The organism is Cryptosporangium arvum DSM 44712, assembly GCF_000585375.1.
GTDB lineage: Bacteria > Actinomycetota > Actinomycetes > Mycobacteriales > Cryptosporangiaceae > Cryptosporangium > Cryptosporangium arvum.
Map to the genome: position 1 here is coordinate 1,219,559 of NZ_KK073874.1, position 20,839 is coordinate 1,240,397.

Below are 20,839 nucleotides of genomic sequence, written 5' to 3' on the forward strand. Positions count from 1 at the left end.
GACTGTACCCCTTTCGGAGAGTGACGCGTTCGGCTTTTCCGTCTCCCCGTTATCTGCGGGAGATTGGCCTTTCCGGTGCGATCGAAATCTCTTCCGCATCGTACTCAATGGACGGTTATAGGCGGCTCCCGATGACTGCCGTTCGGGGGCACGGGTCCGGCTGGACGGCCGATGAGCAGCGACGGGGCCGGATCGGCACGGCATTCTTATGCGCCGAGGGGTGCCGGAATGCCCACCTCCGATTGGGCTGTCGGTAATCGTTCGACAACGCTTTGTGACATGTGGGAGTAGATCGGGTGCAAATCCCGGATCTTTGTTAAGGCCAGTGGAAGCAGCGTTAAGTGCGCGCTAGGGTGCAGGATGTGCCGTAGGCGGCGACGGCGTCTCGCCCTTGCGGAAATAGCCGTTTACCACCGCGCGGCGAATGGTGTCACCGTGATGGAGGTCCGAAGGCATGCCGGGAATCGACGAGAGCCTGCAGCGCGCGATGGCGATCTCCGGCGCACGCGGGGCGAACATCGTCGACTTCACCAGCGGCCTCGTCGTCGGCACGGTGGGCGACTGGCCCTACGGCGGCCCCGACGCGGCCGCGGCCGGCGCCACCGAGGTGGTGCGGGCCGCACGGGACAACTCGGCGTTCGTCGGCCCGGAGCGGCCCGGCGGTGCGCCTGACGACGAGGACCGTTGGGAGGACATCGTGCTCACCGCACAGGGGCGCTACGACCTCCTGCGGTTCCTCCACACGCAGTTCGACGGCCGGTTCTTCCTCCACCTCTGGCTCGACCGCAGCCAGAGCAACCTCGCGATGGCGCGTCTGGAGCTCCGTCGCCTCGCAGACGAGCTGGTACTGCAATGAGTGCGGTGGCTGCCACCCTCCGTGAGCTCGCGACGCTCGGTGCGACCGGGGCGCTGCACGTCGAGGCGTTCTCCGGTGCGGTGCTCTATCTCCAGGACGGGGCCGTCACCCACGTCGACGCCGGTTCCGCGCCCGGTATCGGAACGCTGCTCACCGCGTCCGGCCGGCTCTCGAAGGACGTCTGGGAATCCGTGCTCACGGTCGGTGGGCCGACCGGGAGGGTCGGCGCGCTGCTCGTCGAGCAGGGTTACCTGAGCCAGGGCGAACTGGAGCTCTGCGTCAACGGAGCGTTGTTCGACGCCGCGTACTTCGCGCTCACGCTCGAACCGACGTCGGTGAAGTTCGTCGAGGGCGAGCGGTCCTGGTTCGGCGGCGCGCTCCGCGTCGACGTCGAGCGGCTCGTGCGTGAGGTGACGCGCAGGCAGGACCAGCTGACCAGGGTCTTTCCCTCGTCGGAGTTCGACTCCGCGGCGCTCACGCTCGTCGCGCGGCTGCCCAAGGAGCAGATCGTCGTCGACGGCCTGCGCTGGGAGCTGCTGCTGAGCGCCGACGGGCGACGCACGCCGCTGGAACTCGCGCGGATGCTCGGCCGGGGCGGGTTCGCCACGCTCCTGGAGGTGCGCAGGCTCGCGGCGATCGGGCTCGCGTTGTCACCGTCGGCCACCGGCGCGGCGGCGCGTCCGGCCGTCACGCCGTACCGTCCGGCGGTCGGCAGCTCGGCGGTGAAGGCCAAGCCGGCGTCGACGAGTTCCACGTTGTCGGAGTTGTTCGGGCCCGGCGACCGGCGGGGTGCCGCCGAGCCCGTACCACCGGCGCGGGCCGGGGCCAGCGCACCTTCGGTCGGGGATGCCGAAGGTGCGCCGAGCTCCGCGCCCCTGCCCCGCCGAGTGAACGGCGCGGGCACGAACGGCACCGGCGTGACCGGCACCGGCACGAACGGCAGACCCGCGAACGGCGGATCCGCGAACGGGGCGGCCACGGCGAAAGCGCCGTTGCCGCCGCTGCCCCGGCGGGGAGACCCGATCGAGGCCGAGCCGGTGGCGGGGGAGCGCATCCAGCCGTTGCCGCCGCTGCCGAAACGGGTCCCGACGCGGGTCGTGCGACCGAGCCAGCAGGGCCGGGCGCCGCAGGAACCCGGAGACCCCGCACCCGCCCTGGTCGCGAGCCCCGGACCGCGGTGGCCGTCGCCGCCGCCGGAGATCTACGCCGAAGCGCCGTCGCTCTCCTCGCTGCGTCGATTCCGTGACGCGCTGCAGGAATTCTCCTGAACACCTTCGATCCGACGCCCGCTGACCGAGAAGGGAGACGCGTGGACAACCTCGAGCACGAAGTGATGACCGAGATCCGGGCCCTACGTGACCGGGTCCGGTTCGTGTCGGGCAGCCTCGTCTCCCGGGCCGACGGTCTCCTGATCGCGCACGACACGTTCGGCGTCCAGCCGGAGGGCATGGCCGCGCTCTCGGCGACCACGCTCGGGCTGTCCGAGCGGGTGGCGGTGGAGGCCGGGCACGGACGGTTCCAGGAAGCGCTGGTGCGTGGTGCGCACGGGTACGTGGTCACCTACGCCGCCGGCACCTACGCGGTGCTGACCGTGCTGGCCACCGCCGACACGAACCTCGGCCGTCTGCACCTCGAGGCCAGGGCGCTGGCCGATCGGGTCGGCGCGCTCGTGGACGCGGCGGAGGGCACCGCGCGCGGGACCCTGGGCGGTTGGCACTGAACAGCAACCGGTGGTGGGCGCGCGCCCGTGGACGGCATCGCCGTCGCACGGCGTCGGACGCCGAGCACCCCCAGCTCACGGCTGATGCCGGCGTACTGAACGGCAGCGCGTCGGCGCCGTCGGGATCGGGGTCGGGCGGCTCGGCCACGGCCGAGGAGCGGTACGACGCGGACGCCGAGTACCCCGTCTTCATCCGGGCGCCGGTCGACCAGGAGTACGCGGCCTCGTCACCGTTCCCGCCGGAGGCACCGCCGCCAAAGGCACCGCCGCCGGAGGCACCGCCGCCGAAGGCGCCACCGGCGGAGGCGCCACCGACGGAGGCTCGCGCCGCGCCGGCGCGAGCCGCGCCGGAGGAGGCGCGAATCGAACCGGTCGCCGATCGGACCGGCGACAGTAATGACAAGCACGACGAAACAGTACGAACAGGAGTAGAAGTAATGAACCTGGAAGCCTCGCTCAAGGAAGCCATGAACATCGAGGGTGCGATCGGCGTCGCGCTCATCGACTACAACAGCGGCATGCCGCTGGGCACCCTCACCTCGGTGTCCGACCTGGACCTCGACATCATCGCCGCCGGCACCACCGACTTCGTCCGGGCGAAGATGCGCACGCTCGAGCTCATGCGTCTCGAGGAGCCGATCGAGGACATCCTGGTCACGCTGGTCACCCAGTACCACGTGATCCGTCCGGTCACCTCGCGCTCGGGCAAGGGCCTGTTCATGTACCTGATGCTCGACAAGACCCGCGCCAACCTGGCCCTGGCCCGTCACAAGCTCACCCGCATCGAACGCGAACTCGAGGTCTGAGCGGGCTCCAGGTCACTGCCAAATGACAACAGCGATGCCCGGCAGCCTTGGCTGCCGGGCATCGCTGTGTCACAGGACCTGCTGGCCGTACATCTCGCCCAGGGGGTCGGCGATGAGTTCGACGCGGGCGCCGTCGGGGTCGCGGAAGTAGACCGAGACCTCGCTGTGGACGGTGTGCTCGACGCCCGAGTCGGACAGCTTGCGCACCAGGTACTCCCACTTCTCCGGCTCGACCGAGATCGCCACGTGGTGCAGGCCGCCCAGCACCTCGGCGTACGGGCCGACGTCGAGCCCCGGGAAGTCGAAGAACGCCAGCAGGTTGCCGTTGCCGATGTCGAAGAAGAAGTGCGAAGAACCGGGGTAGTCACGGTTCTCGATCAGCTCGGTGAGCGGGAACTCGAGCAGGTCCTGGTAGAACCAGATCGTCCGCTCGACGCTGCTGCTGATCAGCGCGGTGTGGTGCAGACCCCGCGCCGACGAGGCCGGGCGCACGCCGTCGGGCTGCAAGTACGTGTCACGGAGCAACTCGCGCTGCTTCTCGATGGCTGCCAGGTCGGTCATGTCTGCCTCCTCAGGCGGCGGGCGTCGCGTGCATCTCCCACACGAGTATCTCGGTTGCGCCGCTCGCGGTGACACGCTGGCCGCCGACCCCGGTGACCCGTGCGGCGTCGCCGCTGGTGAGCGAACCGGTGCTCTCGAGCTCCACCCCGCCGCGGGCGACGAACAGGTGCACGAACGGCGCGTCGGGCAGGAGCACGGACTCGCCCGGCGTCAGCCGGGCCACGTGCAGCGCGGCGTCCCGCTGTGCGATCCGGATCGCGGCGGAGTGCCCAGGGCGACCGGACGCCACCGGGACCAGCCGGCCGTGCTGCAGCTCGTCGCCGATGTCGCGCTGTTCGTACCCGGGCTCGATCCCCGGGGTGTCGGGCAGCACCCAGGCCTGCACGAAGCGCACGGGCCGCGCGGAATCGTTCTTCTCCGAGTGCCGGATGCCGCTACCGGCGCTCATCCGCTGGGCCAGGCCGGGGTAGATCACGCCGGCGTGGCCGGCGGAGTCCTCGTGCACCAGCGACCCCTCCAGCACCCACGTCACGATTTCCATGTCGCGGTGCGGATGGGTGTCGAAGCCGGTGCCGGGCTGGACGACGTCCTCGTTGTGGACGACGAGCACGCCGTGATGGGTATTGCCGGGGTCGTAGTGCGCGCCGAACGAGAACGATCGTTTCGACTCCAGCCACGCACTGCCGGCCCGGTTCCGGGATGCGGACGGACGCACGTCGACCTGTTGGTGCATGCGTCCATCCTCCCCGGTGCCGGTCAGGCGTTCTTGATCGCCGAGACCTCGAACTCCAGCGTGATCTTGTCGCTGACGAGCACGCCACCGGTCTCGAGCGCGGCGTTCCAGGTGATGCCGAAGTCCTGACGGTTGATCGTGACCGAGCCCTCGAAGCCGATCCGGACGTTGCCGAACGGGTCCTTCGCGGCGCCCTCGAACGCGAACGGGATCGTGAGGGACTTCGTCACGCCCTTGATCGTCAGGTCGCCGGTCACCTCGTAGTTGTCGGCGTCGACGGCCTGGACGGCGGTCGTGACGAACGTGATCTCCGGGTAGGTCTCCGGGTCGAGGAAGTCGTTCGTGCGCAGGTGACCGTCGCGCTGCTCGTTGCGGGTGTCGATGCTCGCGGTCTTGATCGTGACCTTGGCCGACGACTTCTCCGGGTTGTCACCGTCGACGACGGCCGAGCCCTCGAACTCGTTGAACGAGCCGCGGACCTTGGTGACCATCGCGTGCCGGGCGACGAAGCCGATCCGGGTGTGCGTCGGGTCGAGCGTGTACTCGCCGGTCAGGTCGGTCAGGGTGAAGGCAGGGGCGGTCATGGATTGCTCCTCGGGGAGAACTTGTTGATGCTTCAAGTACGCTAGGCCGAACTTGGATGATGTGTCAACTATTCCCGGGTAAAGTGATCGGCATGACCGACCCCCGGTGGCTCGACGCCGACGAACAGCGGGCTTGGCGCCGGTATTTGCGCATGCACGCCGAGCTCACGACCCGGCTGGCACGCCAGCTCCAATCCGAGTCCGACCTCTCGCTCGCCGACTTCGAGGTCCTGGTGAACCTCACCGACGTGCCCGAGGGGCGGATCCGCGTCACGGAACTGGCCAAGTCGCTCCAGTGGGAGAAGAGCCGTCTGTCTCATCACTTTTCGCGCATGGAGAAGCGCGGTTTAGTAGTTCGCGAAGATTGTCCGAGTGATGCTCGCGGCGCGTTCGTCGTCCTCACCCCGCACGGCCGGGCGACGATCGAGGCCGCTGCCCCCGGGCACGTGGAGACCGTACGCAGCCTGATGTTCGACGGTCTGACCGACGAGCAGGTCGACGCCCTCGAATCCATCGCCGACGTCGTTCTCGATCGCATCGAGCGCGCCGACGCCGGCGCCCTGCGTTCTGCGCCACCCGGAGCCGCCGGGGCATGATGGGCGTAGGGCGCCGGGGCCGGGGTGGCGCCGACGAGAGGAGCGGTTGGTGCTGAAGTTCGGGTACAAGGCGTCGGCGGAGCAGTTCGGTCCGCGTGAGTTGCTCGACTACGCCGTCCACGCCGAGAAGGTCGGCTTCGATTCGGTCTGGGTCTCCGACCACCTCCAGCCGTGGCGTCACGACGGGGGCCACGCGCCCAACGCGATCGCCTGGCTCGGTGCGCTCGGTGCGAGCACCGAGCGGGTGCAGATGGGCACCAGCGTGCTGACCCCGACGTTCCGCTACCACCCGGGCCTGATCGCGCAGGTCTTCGCGACGCTCGGGCTGCTCTACCCGGAGCGGGTGATCCTCGGGGTCGGCTCGGGTGAGTCGATGAACGAGGTGCCGCTCGGCGTCGAGTGGCCGGACAACAAGGAGCGGTTCGCCCGGCTCAAGGAAGCCATCGAGATCATCAAGCTGCTCTGGTCGGAAGACCGGGTCGACTACCAGGGCCAGTTCTGGAGCCTCGACAAGGCGACGATCTACGACAAGCCGTCGACGCCGGTGCCGCTCTACGTCGCCGGGTCCGGCCCGGCGGCGACGCGGATGGCCGGGCGGATCGGCGACGGGTACATCACGACGTCGGGCAAGGCGCCCGAGCTTTACACCGACAAGCTGCTCCCGGCCCTGAACGAGGGCGCGGAGAAGGCCGGCCGTGACGTCAAGAACCTGGATCTGATGATCGAGGTGAAGGTCTCGTTCGACCCGGATCGCGCGAAGGCGCTGGAGGACACCCGGTTCTGGGGCGCGCTGGCGCTGAAGCCGGAGGAGAAGAGCGACGTCGAGGACCCGATCGAGATGCAGCGGCTGGCCGACGCGCTGCCCACCGAGCGCACCGCGTCGCGGTTCATCGTCTCGGACGAGCCGGAGGAGCACGTCGCGGCGATCAAGCGCTACATCGACCTGGGCTTCACCCACCTCGTCTTCCACGCGCCCGGCCCCGACCAGGCGCGTTTCCTCGATCTGTACGGCGAGAGGATCCTCCCGCTCCTGCGTAAGCAGGGCTGACCGTTCGTCCACTGTGCCGGCGCGGTTGATCGCGCCGGTCCGGGGGAATGACCCTCGTCACTTCCGCACGTGATGAGTGTTGCCGGGTGATGCGTCGTCCTGCCATGGGAACGTGCCTTCGCCGGTTACATTCAGACGTCGGAGTCGCACTCAATGTGGCCCTCGGGCGACATCTGATCGAGGTGAGGGGCGTGAGCGACGCGCGTCGGCGATTCGTGATCTCGCACGTCGGCCGGGATCGGCCGTGGGCGGAGTGGATCGCGGCCCGACTCGCGGACGCCGGAGCGCCCGGGAGCGTCGAAGTCCGGCTGGCCGGGTGGCGATGGGACACCGGCCAGCCGTTGACCGAGGCCCTGCGCAGCTGCTTCCTCGACGCCGAGGCGCCGGTCGAGCGGGCCGTGCTGCTGTTCTCGGCCTCGCTGCTGGAGGCCTCCGAGTACGTCGACGACACGAAAGCCGATCTGTCGCTGCTCGGCAAGGTCGTCCCGGTGCGGGTGGAGCCCGTCGCGCTGCCGGAGCCGTGGTCGGGCGTCAGCGGGCCGACCCTCTACGACGCCCCGCCCGCGGCCGCCGCCGACCGGGTGGTCGCGGCCGTGCTCGGGCGTTCGGCGGCGCCAGCCCCGCCCCGGCTGCCGGGGTACCGGCCCGACGTGTGGAACGTCCCCGCGCGCGACGGTGTGTTCGTCGGGCGCGACGACGCGTTGATCGGTCTTCGTACGGCGCTGAGCGCGGACGGGCGCGTCGCGGTCGAGGGGCGGTTCGGGATGGGCGGGGTCGGCAAGACCCGGCTCGCGCTGGAGTACGCGCACCGGTTCGGGGCCGACTACGACCTGGTCTGGTGGATCCCGGCCGACCGCCCGGTGCTGGTCGGCGACCAGTTCGCGGCGCTGGCGGTCCGTCTGGGCCTGGTCGGCCCGGCGACCGACACCGGCACCGCGGCCACCGTGGCGCGCACGTACCTGCGTCGCAACACCAAGTGGCTGGTGGTGTTCGACAACGCGGAGTCCGCGGAGGCGCTGGCGCCGTGGCTGCCCGGCGGGGACGGTCACACGATCATCACCTCGCGCACCTCGGGGTGGGCGCCGGTCGCGTCGACGCTCGAAGTCGACCTGTTCAGCCGGGCCGAGTCGATCCAGTTGCTGCGCAGCCACGACCCGGGGCTGAGCGGGATGGAGGCCGGTCGGCTGGCTCCGGTGCTCGGTGACCTGCCGCTGGCCGCCGTGCTCGCGGCCGGCTACCTGGTGGAGACCGACACCCGGCCCGGCGACTACCTCACCGAGCTCGCCCAGCACGTCGCGCACGTGCTCGACGAGCAGCGGTCGGTCAACTATCCGCACGCGCTGGCCGGCGCGATCTCGACCGTGACGAGCTGGCTGGCCAACCGCGACCCGGTCGCGCTGGCGCTGGTACGGGTCTGCGCGTTCCTCGCGCCGCGGCCGATCCCCGTCGGCCTGCTCGGCCTCGCCGATCCGAACCTGTCCGACGAGGTGGACCGCTGGTTCCGCACGCATCCGCTGGCCGCCCTCGAAGGCATCGCCGACGGCAGCGGCCTGCTCGAACGGAGCGTCGACCGGCTGCAGCGGCTCGGGCTGGTCCACGTGGAACGGCGCAGCCAGTTCGGGATCGCGATCGAGGATCCGCTCAACGGCGCGCACGGCGTGGTGGCGCTGCACCGGCTGGTCGCCGCGCTCCTGCGTGACCAGCTCGGGGCCGACCGCCGGGAAGCGGTCCGCGCCCACGTCGACGGTCTGCTCGCCGCGGCCGACCCGGGCGACCCCACCGACCCGCGGCGCTGGCCCGCCTGGGCGCAGCTGCTCCCGCACCTCTACGCGGCCGACCCGGCGCACTCCGACCACAGCGGACTGCGCGCGAGCGCGGTCTCGGCGGCGCGGGTGCTGCTCTCCCGCGGCGACGTCCGGTCGGCCCGCGACCTGGCCGACCAGCTGCACCGCCGCTGGCGCGACCGGCTCGGCCCCGACGACGAGGACACCCTGCGCGCCGCGCGCTGCCTGGCGCAGACCCTGCGGACGCTCGGCCGGTTCGAGGCCGCGCAGGAACTCGACGCCGACCGGCTGCGCCGCCGCCGCGAGGCGCTCGGCGAGGACCACTCCGACAGCCTGTCGGCCGCCACCGATCTCGCCGACGACGCGTGGGGGCTCGGCGACGTCGGTCTCGCGCGCCGGCTCGACGAGGAGATCCTCGCGCGCCGCCGCCGGGTGCTCGGCGAGTCGCATCCCAGCGCGATCGAGTCCGCGCGCCGGCTCGCGCGTGACCTCGCCGCGCTGGGTGAGGCGAAACGAGCCGAAGAGTTGCGCACCTGGGTGGAACACACCGAGACCACGCGTCGCGACGCCGGCTGAATTACGTCGCGTCGATAAGGTAAAGATAAGCTGTATCGGTTCTCCGATACCGTCGGTAACTATTTAGCGGCGCGCGAATAGCCCTCTGACCTGCGGCTTAGCGCGATTGTGTCGCCGGTGACAATTTCCCCGGTACGGGTGCTCAATTTCGTTTGTTCGGCGTTGTCAATGGTCGATGGCGTAATACGGTGGCCGGACTCTTTGCTTTCGAGGGAGTCCGGATGCCCCCCGATCGGATGTCGCCGCTGTCCACGCATCTGGCCCACTGGGCCCGGAGCACCCCCGAACTGCCGGCGTTGACGTTCCTCGACTACGCGTCCAACCCGGACGGTGTCGCCCGTTCGCTCACCTGGGCGCAGCTCGACGAGCGGGTCTCCACGGTCGCCGCGCGTCTGCAGCGGACGGTGCGACGCGGCGAACGGGTCGCGCTGATGACCCCGTCGGGCCTCGACTACGTGGCCGGGTTCCTGGGCGCACTGCGTGCCGGGGCGGTCGCCGTGCCGCTGTTCCCGCCGGACCTGCCCGGTCACGAGGAGCGGCTCGCCGGGGCGCTCGCCGACTGCGAGCCCGCGTGCGTGGTCACGACGTCGGCCGCGTCGGCGGGGGTGCGAGCGTTCCTGGCCGCGCTCGACCTCGCGCCCGACGTCGTCGACATCGATCTCGTGCGTGGACCGGAAGCCTGCGAGCCGGTCGACGTCGACCTCGACGAAGTGGCGTATCTGCAGTACACGTCGGGTTCCACGCGGGAGCCGTCCGGCGTGATGATCAGCCACCGCAACGTGGTGGCCAACAGCCACCAGGGCTTCGCGCTCTACGGCGTCGAACCCGGGCGGTCGACGCTGATCAGCTGGTTACCGCTGTACCACGACATGGGCCTTGTGCTCACCGCGTGCGGGGGGATCGTCTACGGCGTCCCGGCCGTGTTCACCGACCCGGTCGCGTTCCTGGTGCGTCCGGTGCGCTGGCTCGAGCTGCTGTCGCGGTATCCGGGCGGCATCACGGCCGCGCCGAACTTCGCGTTCGACTACTGCGCTTCGCGAATCACGCCGGGGGAGCGCGCCGACCTCCGGCTCGAGAACGCGGACCTGATCATCAACGCGGCGGAACCGGTGTCGGCGGACACGCTCGACCGGTTCGCGGCGACGTTCGCTCCGCACGGGCTGCGTCCGGACGTGCTCTCGGGCGCGTACGGGCTCGCCGAGGCGACCGTGCTCGTGACGTGCTGGTCCTACGAGGAGCCGTACCGCGTGCGGACGCTCGACGTGGGCGGCGACCGGCGAATGGTGGCGTGCGGGTACGCCGACAACCCCGAGGGGGCCCGGCTGGCGATCGTCGATCCGTCGTCGGGCGTCCGGTGCGCGGATGGGCAGGTCGGCGAGATCTGGGTGACCGGGCCCAACGTCGCCCTGGGCTACTGGAAACGACCGGATGCCGACGCGTTCGGCGCGTCGCTGGACGGCCGGCCCTGGCTGCGCACGGGTGACCTGGGCGTGCTCGTCGACGGGGAGCTGTACGTCACCGGCCGGATCAAGGACCTGATCGTCGTCGACGGGCGCAACCACTACCCGCAGGACGTCGAGGCCACGGTGGAGAGCGCGGACCCGGTCGTCGGGCGGCACCGGGTGGCCGCGTTCCCGGTACCGGTGGCCGACGGCGAAGGGCTGGTGGTGGTCGCGGAGGTGTCCCGGCACGCGACGGCGTGGGTCACCTCCTCGGTGGCCTCCGCGATCCGTTCGGCGGTCTCGTCGCGGCACGGGGTGTCGGTGCACGACGTCGTGCTCGTGGTGCCGAACGACGTGCCGCGGACGTCGAGCGGCAAGATCGCCCGGTTCGCCACCCGGGAGAGGTACCTGGACGGCTCGCTGGTGGTCGCTCGATGAACCTCGCGTCGTGGCTGGCCGCGCGGATCGGTGTGACCGACGCCGACCTCGATCGGCCGTTCGGGGAGCTGGGGCTGGCCTCGCGCGACGCGGTGGCGATCGTCGGCGAGCTGGAGCAGCTGCTCGGACGTCCGCTGCCGGCGACGGTGGTCTGGGAGTACCCGACGATCGAGCTACTGGCGGGGCATTTGGAGTCAGGAGTGTCCGTCAATAAGGGATTGCCGGGGCTTGAAGCTGCCGGCTCGCCGGTTCGTGGAGCCACCGGCGAGCCGGCCCGCTCCGAACCGATCGCGATCGTGGGGCTGGGCGTCCGGTTCCCCGGCGACGTGCGGACGCCGGCGGCCTACTGGGACCTGCTCGCTTCGGGGCGCTCCGGGGTGCGCGACGTGCCGTCGGGCCGCTGGGAGCAGTTCAGCGACGGGTCCGCGGCCTCGGCGGCGGTGCTCGCCGGGCTCACCCGGTGGGGCGGTTTCCTCGGGGACGTGAGCGGCTTCGACGCCGAGTTCTTCGGGATCACGCCGCGCGAGGCCGCGCTGATGGATCCGCAGCAGCGGTTGCTGCTCGAGGTGGCGTGGGAGGCGCTGGAGCACGCCGGCCTGTCGCTGCGCGGAACGGCCACCGGCGTCTTCGTCGGCGCGTCCGGCACCGAGTACGGGCACCTGACCGGCGCGTCGCTGTCGTCGATCGACGCGTGGACGGCGACCGGGTCGGCGCTGTCGATCGTCAGCAACCGGCTGTCGTACCTGCTCGATCTGCGCGGGCCCAGCGTCACCCTGGACACCGCGTGCTCGTCGTCGCTGGTGGCGGTGCACCAGGCGTGCCAGAGCCTGCGCCTGTCCGAGGTGGACCACGCGCTCGCCGGCGGTGTGAACCTGCTGCTGTCGCCGTCGGTCACGGCGACGTTCGACGCGGCCGGTGCGCTGGCCCCGGACGGTCGGTGCAAGGCGTTCGACGCCCGCGCCGACGGGACCGTCCGCGGCGAGGGCTGCGGGGTCGTCGTCCTCCGGCGGCTCTCCGACGCCCGGCGCGACGGGAACCGGGTGCTGGCGGTCATCCGTGGGTCGGGGGTGAACCAGGACGGGCGCTCGAACGGGCTCACCGCGCCGAATCCGGCGTCGCAGGAGGCCCTGCTGCGCGGCGTCTATGCGGGGCTGTCCGGCACGGAGATCGACTACGTCGAAGCGCACGGCACCGGGACGCTGCTCGGGGACCCGATCGAGGCGCGGGCGCTGGGCGCGGCGCTCGGGGCCGGACGGGAGCCCGACCGGCCGCTGCTGATCGGGTCGGTGAAGACGAACCTCGGGCACCTGGAGGCGGCGGCCGGGGTGGCCGGACTGGTGAAGGTCGTGCTGGCGATGGTGCACGACCGTCTTCCGGCGAGCGTGAACTACTCGACGCCGAACCCGCACATCCCGTTCGATTCGTACCGGCTGGAGGTGGTCTCGTCGTCGCGGCCGTGGCCGCGGTACAGCGGGGTCGCGCGGGCGGGGGTCTCGGCGTTCGGTTTCGGGGGGACGAACGCGCACGTGGTGCTGGAGGAGTACCGGTCGGTGCCGCGGCGGAGGTCGCGTGGGGCGCGGGGTCCGGCGCTGGTGCTGCCGTTGTCGGGGCGGTCGCCGGAGCGGTTGCGGGCGTCGGCGGGGGCGCTCGCCGAGTGGTTGGAGGGGCGGCCGGTCGGCCTGGACGAGGTGGCGTCGACGTTGGCCCACCACCGGGAGGTGGGTCGTTCGCGCGCCGCGGTGGTGGTTTCTGCTGTCGATTCCGCGGGCCGCGGGTCGGCGGTGGAGGCGTTGCGGCGGGTGGCGGCGGGGGAGGAGTGGCCGGGCGTCGTGACCGGGCCGGAGCGGGCCGCGCCGCCGGCCCGCGGGCCGGTGTGGGTGTTCTCCGGGTACGGATCGCACTGGGCCGGGATGGGCCGGCGGCTCCACCACGAGCACCCGGTGTTCGCGGACGCGGTCCGCGCGCTCGATCCGCACTTCGTCACGTACGCCGGGTTCTCGCTGGCCACGCTGGTCGAGACCGGTGCGAAACCCCGTGACCTGGCGACGATCCAGATCGCGACTTTCGGGCTCCAGCTGGCGCTCGCCGAACTGTGGCGCGCCCACGGCGTCGAACCGGCCGCGGTCATCGGGCACTCGATGGGCGAGATCACCGCCGCCGTCGTGGCCGGCGCGCTCTCGCCCGAGGACGGCGTCCGGGTGATCTCGTTGCGCTCGCGCCTGCTGGTCGAGGCCGGGCAGCGGATCCTGGCCGGGGGCGGAGACCTGGGAGCAACGGCGGTGGTCGACCTCGCCGCCGCCGAGGTCGACGCGCTGGCCCCGCGCTTCCCCGGCGTCGGGGTGGCCGTCTACGCCTCCCCCGACCAGTGCACGGTCGCGGGGGACAGCACGCAGCTGGCGGCCCTCGTCGCGCACGTGGAGTCGCTCGGCCGCGCGGCCAGGCAGCTCGACGTCCGGGGCGCCGCGCACTCCCCGATCATCGACGTGATTCTCGACGACTTCCGCTCCGGCCTGGCCGTGGTGAAACCCTCGGACGTCGGCGTGGCGATCTACGGAACCGTGCTGGCGGATCCCCGCGAGACGCCCGCCTTCGATGCCGGGTACTGGGCCGCGAACGTGCGACGGCCGGTGCGCTTCACCCAGGCGGTCGCCGCCGCGGCCGAGGACGGCCACACGGTCTTCGTCGAGATCTCACCGCACCCGATCGCCACCGTGCCGGTCGCCCGGACGCTGGCCGCGGCCGCAACCACCGCCCCGGTGCTCGCCTGGACCCTCCGCCGCGACACCGACGACGCGGTGACCTTCGCGACGAACCTGGCGACCCTGCACGTGCACGGCGTGCCGGTGGATCTGCGGGTGCCGCGCACGCAACTGGTGGACGTGCCAACGGCCCCGTGGCGTCACCAGCGCCACTGGGTGGAGACCCGCCCGCGACCCACCGGGCCGCACCCGCTGCTCGGATCGCACGTGGAGCAGCCCGGCCAACACGTGTTCCGCGCCTCGGTGGGCACCGACGCGGCCGGCTGGCTGGCCGATCACCGCGTGCACGGCGTGGTCGTGCTGCCGGGCGCGGCGTTCGCCGAACTGGCGCTGGCCGCCGGATCGGTCGGCTTCGGCGTGCCGGTCGCGCGGCTCACGCTCACCGACCTCGACCTGGAGCGAATTCTCCCGCTCGGCCCCACCACCGAACTGACGGTCACGCTCACCGACGCCGGAGCCGTCGAGTTCTGGTCCCGAGCGGCGACGGACGACTGGCTCCGCTACGCGACCGCCACGGTCTCCACCACGGCGACCCCGCCCGCCGCTGCGGCCCCGTCCGACGTCGCCGGCGAGGCGGTTGATCTCTACTCGCGGGTGCCGCTCGCGGGACGGTCGTACGGACCGGCCTTCCGCGGCCTCGTGGAAGCGACCCTCCGGGAGCGCACGGGCGGAGCGGCGGGCCGGGTGATTCCGCCGGACGCGGCGGGCCGGGTGATTCTGCCCGACGCGGCGGGCGGAGCAGCGGGATTCCACCTGCACCCGGCCCAGCTCGACGCGCTGCTCCAGACGCTCGCGGTGGCAGCGCTGGCCCACGAACGACCGGACGACTCGATCTACCTGCCCGCGAGAATCGGCACGCTCCGGACCGCGGGGCCACTGCCCGGCGAAGTGTTCGCCGAAGCGACGCTCGCGCCGCAGGGGGAGAACGCGGCGCTCGGCACCGTGCTCGTCCGCGATCGCGAGGGTGCGTTGATCGCCGAGATCCGCGACGTGTACCTGCGGCGTGCGGACCGCGCCTCGGTGCCCGTTCCGCTCGGGGACAAGCTGTTCGCAGCGGTCTGGGAACCGGCTCCGAGCCCGTCGGCGGAACGCCTCGCCGGGCGGTGGCTGGTGCTGGGCACCGGCGCCCACGCCGATCAGGTGACGCACCTGCTGGCCGAGGCCGGCCAGCAGGTGGTCCGCGACGAGGCCGAGGCCACCGACGTGCTGGTGATCGACCCCCGCACGCCCGGTCCGGATCCGACCGGGGCCGAGCGGCTCGTGATGACGGTAGCCGGCACCGCACGTGGGCTCGGCGATCGCGCTCGCTTGTGGACCGCCACGGTGCGGGCGGCCGCGGTCGTGGACGGTGAGGTCGCCGACCCGGGAGCAGAGGCCCTCCGCGCGCTGATCCGTGTGCTTGGCGTCGAGCATCCGGAACTCACCGCGACGTTCGTCGATGCCGATTCCGCCGGCTCGCTCGTCGACGAACTCCTCGTCGCCGCCCCCGACACCGAGGTGGCCCGCCGCGGCCCCCGCCGCTGGGCCGCCCGCCTCACCCGGGTCTCCGTCCCGGCCACCCCCCGCTCCCACCCCGCGGGGCCGGAATCCGACGGGCTCGAGCCGGCCGGAACGCTCGTGCGGCCCGGCAGCTACGTGATCTCGGGCGGGCTCGGTGGCCCGGGCGTGTTGCTCGCGGAATGGCTCGTCGCGCGCGGTGCCCGCCGTGTCGTGCTCAACGGGCGGCGTGGCACCGCGTCGGCCGAAGTCGCGGCCACGGTGGAGCGGCTCCGGGAGACCGGCGCCGAACTCGAAGTCGTTCCCGGCGACATCGCTGAGCCCGGCGTCGCCGAGGAGATGGTCGGCGCGGCGACCGCGCACGGACTGCCGTTGCACGGGGTGGTGCACGCCGCCGGAACCCGGGCCGACCAGCCGATCAGCACCCTCGACGCGGGGTCGCTCCACCGCGTGTGGAGCCCGAAGGTCACCGGCGCCCTCCGACTCCACGAGGCGACCGTCGACCACCCGCTCGACTGGTTCCTGATCTACTCCTCGGCCGCGGGCCTGCTCGGCTCGCCCGGTCAGGCCGGATACGCCACGGCCAACGCCTGGCTGGACGGGTTCGCGGAGTGGCGTCGAGCGCGGGGCCTTCCGGCGACGAGCATCCAGTGGGGCGCCCGGTCGCAGGTGGGAGGCGCGAAGGACACGACGAACCCCCTGCTCGAGCCGATCAGCCCGGCCGAGGGTCTGGAGGCGTTGGCCGCGATCCTCGCCTCTGGTCGCACCGTGACGGGTGTGACCAGGCTCGACGTGCCCCAGCTGCTGGCGCTGTTCCCGCGCGTCGCCGCGATTCCGTACTTCGCTCACCTGGTACCGGACGAACCCGCGCCCGACCGCCGGGACGGCGTCGCCGAGAACTGGACCCAGCTGATCGACCGGCTCACCAGCCGCGTCGGCGGGATCATGGGCTTCCGCCCCGACGAGCTGGACGCGAGCGTGCCGCTCACCGAGCTGGGCCTCGACTCGCTGATGGCGGTGCGGGCCAAGAACGCCGTCGAGGCCGACTTCGGCGTCCAGCTGCCGGTCCGGATGCTCCTGCAGGGCGCGAGCCTGAACGACTTCGTCACGCACATCGGGCAGGAACTCGGCTTCGCGCCGCGCGCCCGGACACCACTGCGAAGGACGCCGCTGGCCGGGCGGGACCACACCGAGCGGCTGGTGCAACGCCTCCTGAAGCGCACGGTCGACGTCGACGAACCTCTCGACCTGGACCACGGCGCCCGCGAGCGGCTCCACGAGCAGCTGCGCGAACGCGTACCCGGCCTGCCGCACGACACCGCCGCCCTGTTCGCGGCCCCTACGATCGCCGCGATCGCCGACCTGGTGCGCCCGTTCTCCGAGAACGCCACCTCGGTGGTCCGGCCGCTGCGTGCCGAGGGTCGTCGTCGCCCGCTGTTCCTGGCGCACCCGGCCGGCGGTCCGGCCGGTGTCTACCAGGAGCTCGCCGGGCTGTTGCACCCCGACCAGCCCGTCTACGGCCTCGAGCGGATCGACGAGCTCACGACGATCGAGGCGAAGGCCGCCCGCTACCTGGAGCTGGTCCGGGAGCTCCAGCCGCACGGCCCGTACCGGCTCGGCGGCTGGTCGCTCGGCGGGTGCGTGGCCTACGAGATGGCCCAGCAGCTCCGCGCGGCCGGCGAGGAGGTGGCGTTCGTCGCCGTGATCGACACGATCGTGCCGTTGCCGCCGGACCCGGCGAAGTCCGAACAGGAGCGCGTCACCGACCGCCTGATGGTGTTCCTCGACTACCTGCACGACACCTACGGCATCCGCGTAGACATTCCCTACGACGAGCTGTTCCGGCTCGACGACGTCGGCCAGACCGACCTGTTGACGAAGCTGATCGCCGACGCCGGACTCGGCCTGAGCAAGGGTGTCCTGCAGCACCAGCGCGACTCCTACCTCGACGTACGGGTGGCGGAGCGGTACCGGATCCAGCCCTACGACGGGCGGGTCGTCCTCTACCGCGCCACCGAGGCCGTCGACGTCATCGCGGCGCAGGATCCGCGCTACATCCGCACCGACGAGTCGCTCGGCTTCGACGAGTGGTGCTCGGACCTGGAGGTGGTCCCGGTCCCGGGTGACCACCTGTCGCTCATCGACCGCCCCAACCTCGACGTGCTCGCGAGCCACCTGGACGGAGTTCTCGATGACCACGACTGATCTGCCCAGGACCGCACAGGGCACCGCGGCGAAGATCGCGGAGCTGGCGCGGCGGAGGGAGGTGGCCCGGCAGGGCGCGCGGAGCGCGGTCGAGAAGCAGCACGCCAAGGGCAAACTCACCGCTCGCGAGCGCATCGACGCGTTCCTCGACCCGGGCTCGTTCGTCGAGGTGGACGAATTCGCCCGGCACGGTGCCGGCGCGTACGGCGACGACACGAGGGAGGCATACGGCGACGGCGTCGTCACCGGGTACGGCCTGGTCGACGGACGTCCGGTCTGCGTGTACGCGCAGGACTTCACGGTCTTCGGCGGGAGCGTCGGGGAACGCGTCGGGCAGAAGATCGTCAAGGTCATGCAGCGGGCGATCGAGGTCGGCTGTCCGATCGTCGGGCTCAACGACTCCGGCGGGGCGCGGATCCAGGAGGGTGTGGCGTCGCTCGCCGCGTACGGCGAGATCGGCTATCACATCGCGTTGGCGTCGGGGGTCGTGCCGCAGATCTCGCTGATCCTCGGGCCGTGCGCTGGCGGCGCCGTGTACGGGCCCGCGGCCACCGACGTCGTCGTGATGGTCGAGAACACCTCGCACCAGTTCGTCACCGGTCCGGACGTGGTCCGGGCCGTGACCGGCGAGGACGTGACGTTCGAGGAGCTCGGTGGGCCGGCCGCCAACGCGGAGGCCGGGAACGTCCACTACGTCGCCACCGACGAGCAGGACGCGCTCGACTGGGTGCAGTCACTGCTGTCGTACCTGCCGTCCAACAACCTCGACGAGCCACCGGACTTCGGTGCGGCCGACCTCGAGATCAGCGCCGACGACCTGGCGCTCAACGAGGTCGTCCCGGACGAGCCGAACCGCCTCTACGACATGCGCCGTGTCGTCCGCCACGTCGTCGACGACGGCGAGTTCCTCGAACTGCAGGCCGCGTTCGCGCCGAACCTGCTGGTGGGGCTGGCCCGGATCGAGGGGCGGACGGTCGGCGTCGTCGCCAACCAGCCGCTGCACCTCTCCGGCGCGCTGGACATCGACGCGTCGGAGAAGGGCGCGCGTTTCATCCAGTTCTGCGACGCGTTCAACATCCCGATCCTGACGCTCGTCGACGTGCCGGGGTACTTCCCGGGCCTGGCCCAGGAGCGGGGCGGAATCATCCGGCGCGGGGTGAAGCTGTCGTTCGCCTACGCGACGGCGACCGTGCCGATGGTCACCGTGATCGTCCGGAAGGCCTACGGCGGCGGGTACGCGTCGATGGGCTGCAAGCACTACCGGGTCGACGCGAACCTGGCGTGGCCGACGGCTGAGATCGCGGTGATGGGCGGCGAGGCGGCGGTGAGCGTGCTGTTCCGGCGGCAGCTGCAGGAGGCCGCGGCGACCGGCGACGTCGAGTCGCTGCACGCGGCGTTGGTGGCGGCCTACCGGGAGCAGCGGTGCACGCCGTACGAGGCCGCGGAGCGCGGCTACGTCGACGCGGTGATCGCCCCGTCCGAGACCCGCACGGAGGTCGCCAAGGCACTACGGATGCTACGGACGAAACGCCAGGCGTCCCCCGCCCGCAAGCACACGAACTTCCCGCTGTGAAGCGTCGGCCGCACCGGCCGTCCTACACCGACGTGGAGGACGTCACGACCGACCCCGGCCGGGCCGGCGTCCACGACCGGCCGCAGAGGTTCCGAGCCTCCTGGCCGGTACGGGCCGCCGGGCTCGGTCTCCCCGCGTGGCGCCGACGACCTCGGGGCGCAGCGCGACCAGGCTGATCGCTCCGCCGAGCGCGGTGAGCGCGGCCGCGCACCAGAGGCCGGCGGTGTAGCCGCTGGCGAACGCGTCGACCGGCCCGGCACCACCGGACGCCCCGGCCGCCGATCGAACCGTGACCACGGCCCCGACCAGCGCGATCCCCAGCACTCCAGAGACCTCACGCGCCGCGCTGATCACCGCGGCCGCGACCCCGGCCGACGCCGGCGGCACGACCTCCAGCACCGCCGACGTCAACGGCGTCGTCAACGCCGACCCGACGCCGACCAGTACCAGCCCCGGCACCAGCGCCCAGGCCGGGTCGCCCCGCCCGACGAACGACACCCAGATCAGCCCGGCCGCGATCAGCGCCATGCCGCCCGCGACCGTGCGGTGGACCCCGGCCCGTGTGGCCAGCGCTGCCGACACCGGCACGCACACCACCAGCGCCACCGCCAGCGGGACGAACATCGCGCCGGCCGCCGTCGGTCCGAGCCGCATCACGTCCTGCAGGAACAGCGACGTGAAGAAGAAGACGCCGTTGATCCCGAGCCCCCACAACACCTGGGCGGCCGTTCCTCCACTGAACACGCGGGAGGCGAAGAGCCGCACGTCCACCATCGGCGCCGCGGCGAACCGTTCCACGACGACGAACGAGGCCCCACCGGCCACGGCCAGCCCCCCGGCGACCACGCTGCCCTCGATCAGCGCGTACGTCACCGCGAACATCGCCGACGTCGACGTGATCAACCCGCCGACGTCGACCGGCTGCCCGCTGGCCCGCGAGCCGCCGATCGTCCGTGCCCCCAGCACCATCGTGAACAGCCCGACCGGGACGTTGAGGAAGAAGATCCAGCTCCAGTGCCAGTGCTCGGCCACCGCGCCCCCGACGACCGGCCCCAGCGCCAGCGACAGCGCGATCGACGCGGTGAGCACGCCCGCCCCGAGGTGGCGCGCGGCCGACGGGACGTCGGTCGCCAGCACCGCCAGCGTGGACGGCAGCACCAGTGCCGCACCGATTCCCTGCAGCACGCGAGTGGCGATCAGGAAGTCACCGGAGGTAGCGATCCCGCCCAGTGCCGAAGCGGTGACGAAAATGCCGATGCCGACCAGGAACACGCGCCTGCGCCCGTACAGATCGGTGAGTCGGCCGCCCGCGAGCAGGAGCGCCGAGAACGCCAAGATATAGCTCGTCGCGATCCATTGCAGGCCGCTGACGCCGAGCGCCAAGTCGCGCTGCATCGAGGGTAGGGCGACATTGACGACAGTGTTGTCGAGTGACGTGACAAAGGCCGCGAGTGCAATTGGCACGAGCACGACACGAGAGGGCATCGGACGGCCTCCTTGCCGGTATTCTCCCAGAGAGATCGCCATGAAGTGCCCTATTTGGAAGAAAGCTCCGCGTGCGAACGGCGCCTCGACAATCGTCGGCAAGGAATTACTGAATGGAGGAAGAAAAGGCCGCAGTGCCTAACGGAGAGTATTTACGGGAAAAGCCTGATGGTCTC

General features: G+C 71.7%; 14 protein-coding genes. 10 read left to right on the forward strand and 4 right to left on the reverse strand.

The features are described 5' to 3' along the window. Positions 1-454 precede the first annotated feature (454 nt). The 4 genes from CRYAR_RS05620 to CRYAR_RS50605 all read left to right on the forward strand — a co-directional run bounded on the left by CRYAR_RS05620 (position 455) and on the right by CRYAR_RS50605 (position 3,382). Entirely contained in the window at positions 455-856 is a 402-nt protein-coding gene (locus CRYAR_RS05620) for a hypothetical protein (RefSeq protein ID WP_035848864.1), read from the forward strand. Positions 857-861: 5 nt separating this feature from the next. After that, on the forward strand, positions 862-2,124 hold the full coding sequence (locus CRYAR_RS42775; RefSeq protein ID WP_157017394.1) for a DUF4388 domain-containing protein: 1,263 nt from the start codon (positions 862-864) through the stop codon (positions 2,122-2,124). Between the two features lie 41 nt (positions 2,125-2,165). Further along, the gene (locus tag CRYAR_RS05630) at positions 2,166-2,576 is read left to right on the forward strand and encodes a roadblock/LC7 domain-containing protein (protein WP_245620398.1); all 411 of its coding nucleotides are present in this window, start codon (positions 2,166-2,168) and stop codon (positions 2,574-2,576) included. Between the two features lie 437 nt (positions 2,577-3,013). After that, a complete protein-coding gene (locus CRYAR_RS50605; RefSeq protein WP_035848866.1) occupies positions 3,014-3,382 on the forward strand; it encodes a roadblock/LC7 domain-containing protein in 369 nt (122 codons plus the stop codon). 69 nt (positions 3,383-3,451) lie between these two features. Here CRYAR_RS50605 and CRYAR_RS05640 read toward each other — a convergent pair whose 3' ends face one another. From CRYAR_RS05640 to CRYAR_RS05650, 3 genes are read right to left on the reverse strand one after another with little or no spacing between them, the layout of a single operon-like run. Continuing rightward, positions 3,452-3,943, reverse strand: coding sequence for a VOC family protein (locus CRYAR_RS05640; protein WP_035848868.1), 492 nt, complete (start codon positions 3,941-3,943; stop codon positions 3,452-3,454). A 10-nt stretch (positions 3,944-3,953) separates the two neighbouring features. Beyond that, positions 3,954-4,676 (reverse strand): pirin family protein, encoded by a 723-nt coding sequence (locus tag CRYAR_RS05645; protein WP_035848869.1) that lies wholly within the window; start codon positions 4,674-4,676, stop codon positions 3,954-3,956. Positions 4,677-4,699: 23 nt separating this feature from the next. Beyond that, positions 4,700-5,260, reverse strand: a complete 561-nt coding sequence (locus CRYAR_RS05650; protein WP_035848870.1) for a YceI family protein — start codon at positions 5,258-5,260, stop codon at positions 4,700-4,702. 92 nt (positions 5,261-5,352) lie between these two features. Between CRYAR_RS05650 and CRYAR_RS05655 the strand changes: the two genes are divergently transcribed. The 6 genes from CRYAR_RS05655 (at position 5,353) to CRYAR_RS05680 (ending at position 19,178) form a co-directional block, all read left to right on the forward strand. Next, positions 5,353-5,856, forward strand: coding sequence for a MarR family winged helix-turn-helix transcriptional regulator (locus CRYAR_RS05655; RefSeq protein ID WP_035860855.1), 504 nt, complete (start codon positions 5,353-5,355; stop codon positions 5,854-5,856). A gap of 49 nt (positions 5,857-5,905) precedes the next feature. Beyond that, entirely contained in the window at positions 5,906-6,904 is a 999-nt protein-coding gene (fgd, locus tag CRYAR_RS05660; protein ID WP_035860858.1) for a glucose-6-phosphate dehydrogenase (coenzyme-F420), read from the forward strand. A 191-nt stretch (positions 6,905-7,095) separates the two neighbouring features. Continuing rightward, positions 7,096-9,264: an FxSxx-COOH system tetratricopeptide repeat protein gene (gene fxsT, locus CRYAR_RS05665; RefSeq protein WP_051569792.1), complete on the forward strand. Its 2,169-nt coding sequence runs from the start codon at positions 7,096-7,098 to the stop codon at positions 9,262-9,264. Between the two features lie 221 nt (positions 9,265-9,485). After that, a complete protein-coding gene (locus CRYAR_RS05670) occupies positions 9,486-11,144 on the forward strand; it encodes a fatty acyl-AMP ligase (protein ID WP_035848872.1) in 1,659 nt (552 codons plus the stop codon). Then, positions 11,141-17,605 carry a type I polyketide synthase gene (locus CRYAR_RS05675; protein WP_035848873.1) on the forward strand — a complete coding sequence of 2,155 codons (6,465 nt, stop codon included), beginning with the start codon at positions 11,141-11,143 and terminating at the stop codon, positions 17,603-17,605. The genes CRYAR_RS05670 and CRYAR_RS05675 overlap by 4 nt, the downstream gene beginning before the upstream one ends. Continuing rightward, positions 17,592-19,178, forward strand: a complete 1,587-nt coding sequence (locus CRYAR_RS05680) for an acyl-CoA carboxylase subunit beta (RefSeq protein WP_051569793.1) — start codon at positions 17,592-17,594, stop codon at positions 19,176-19,178. The genes CRYAR_RS05675 and CRYAR_RS05680 overlap by 14 nt, the downstream gene beginning before the upstream one ends. 42 nt (positions 19,179-19,220) lie before the next feature. Here CRYAR_RS05680 and CRYAR_RS05685 read toward each other — a convergent pair whose 3' ends face one another. Beyond that, positions 19,221-20,705 (reverse strand): MFS transporter, encoded by a 1,485-nt coding sequence (locus CRYAR_RS05685; protein WP_084700116.1) that lies wholly within the window; start codon positions 20,703-20,705, stop codon positions 19,221-19,223. Between the last annotated feature and the right edge of the window lie 134 nt (positions 20,706-20,839).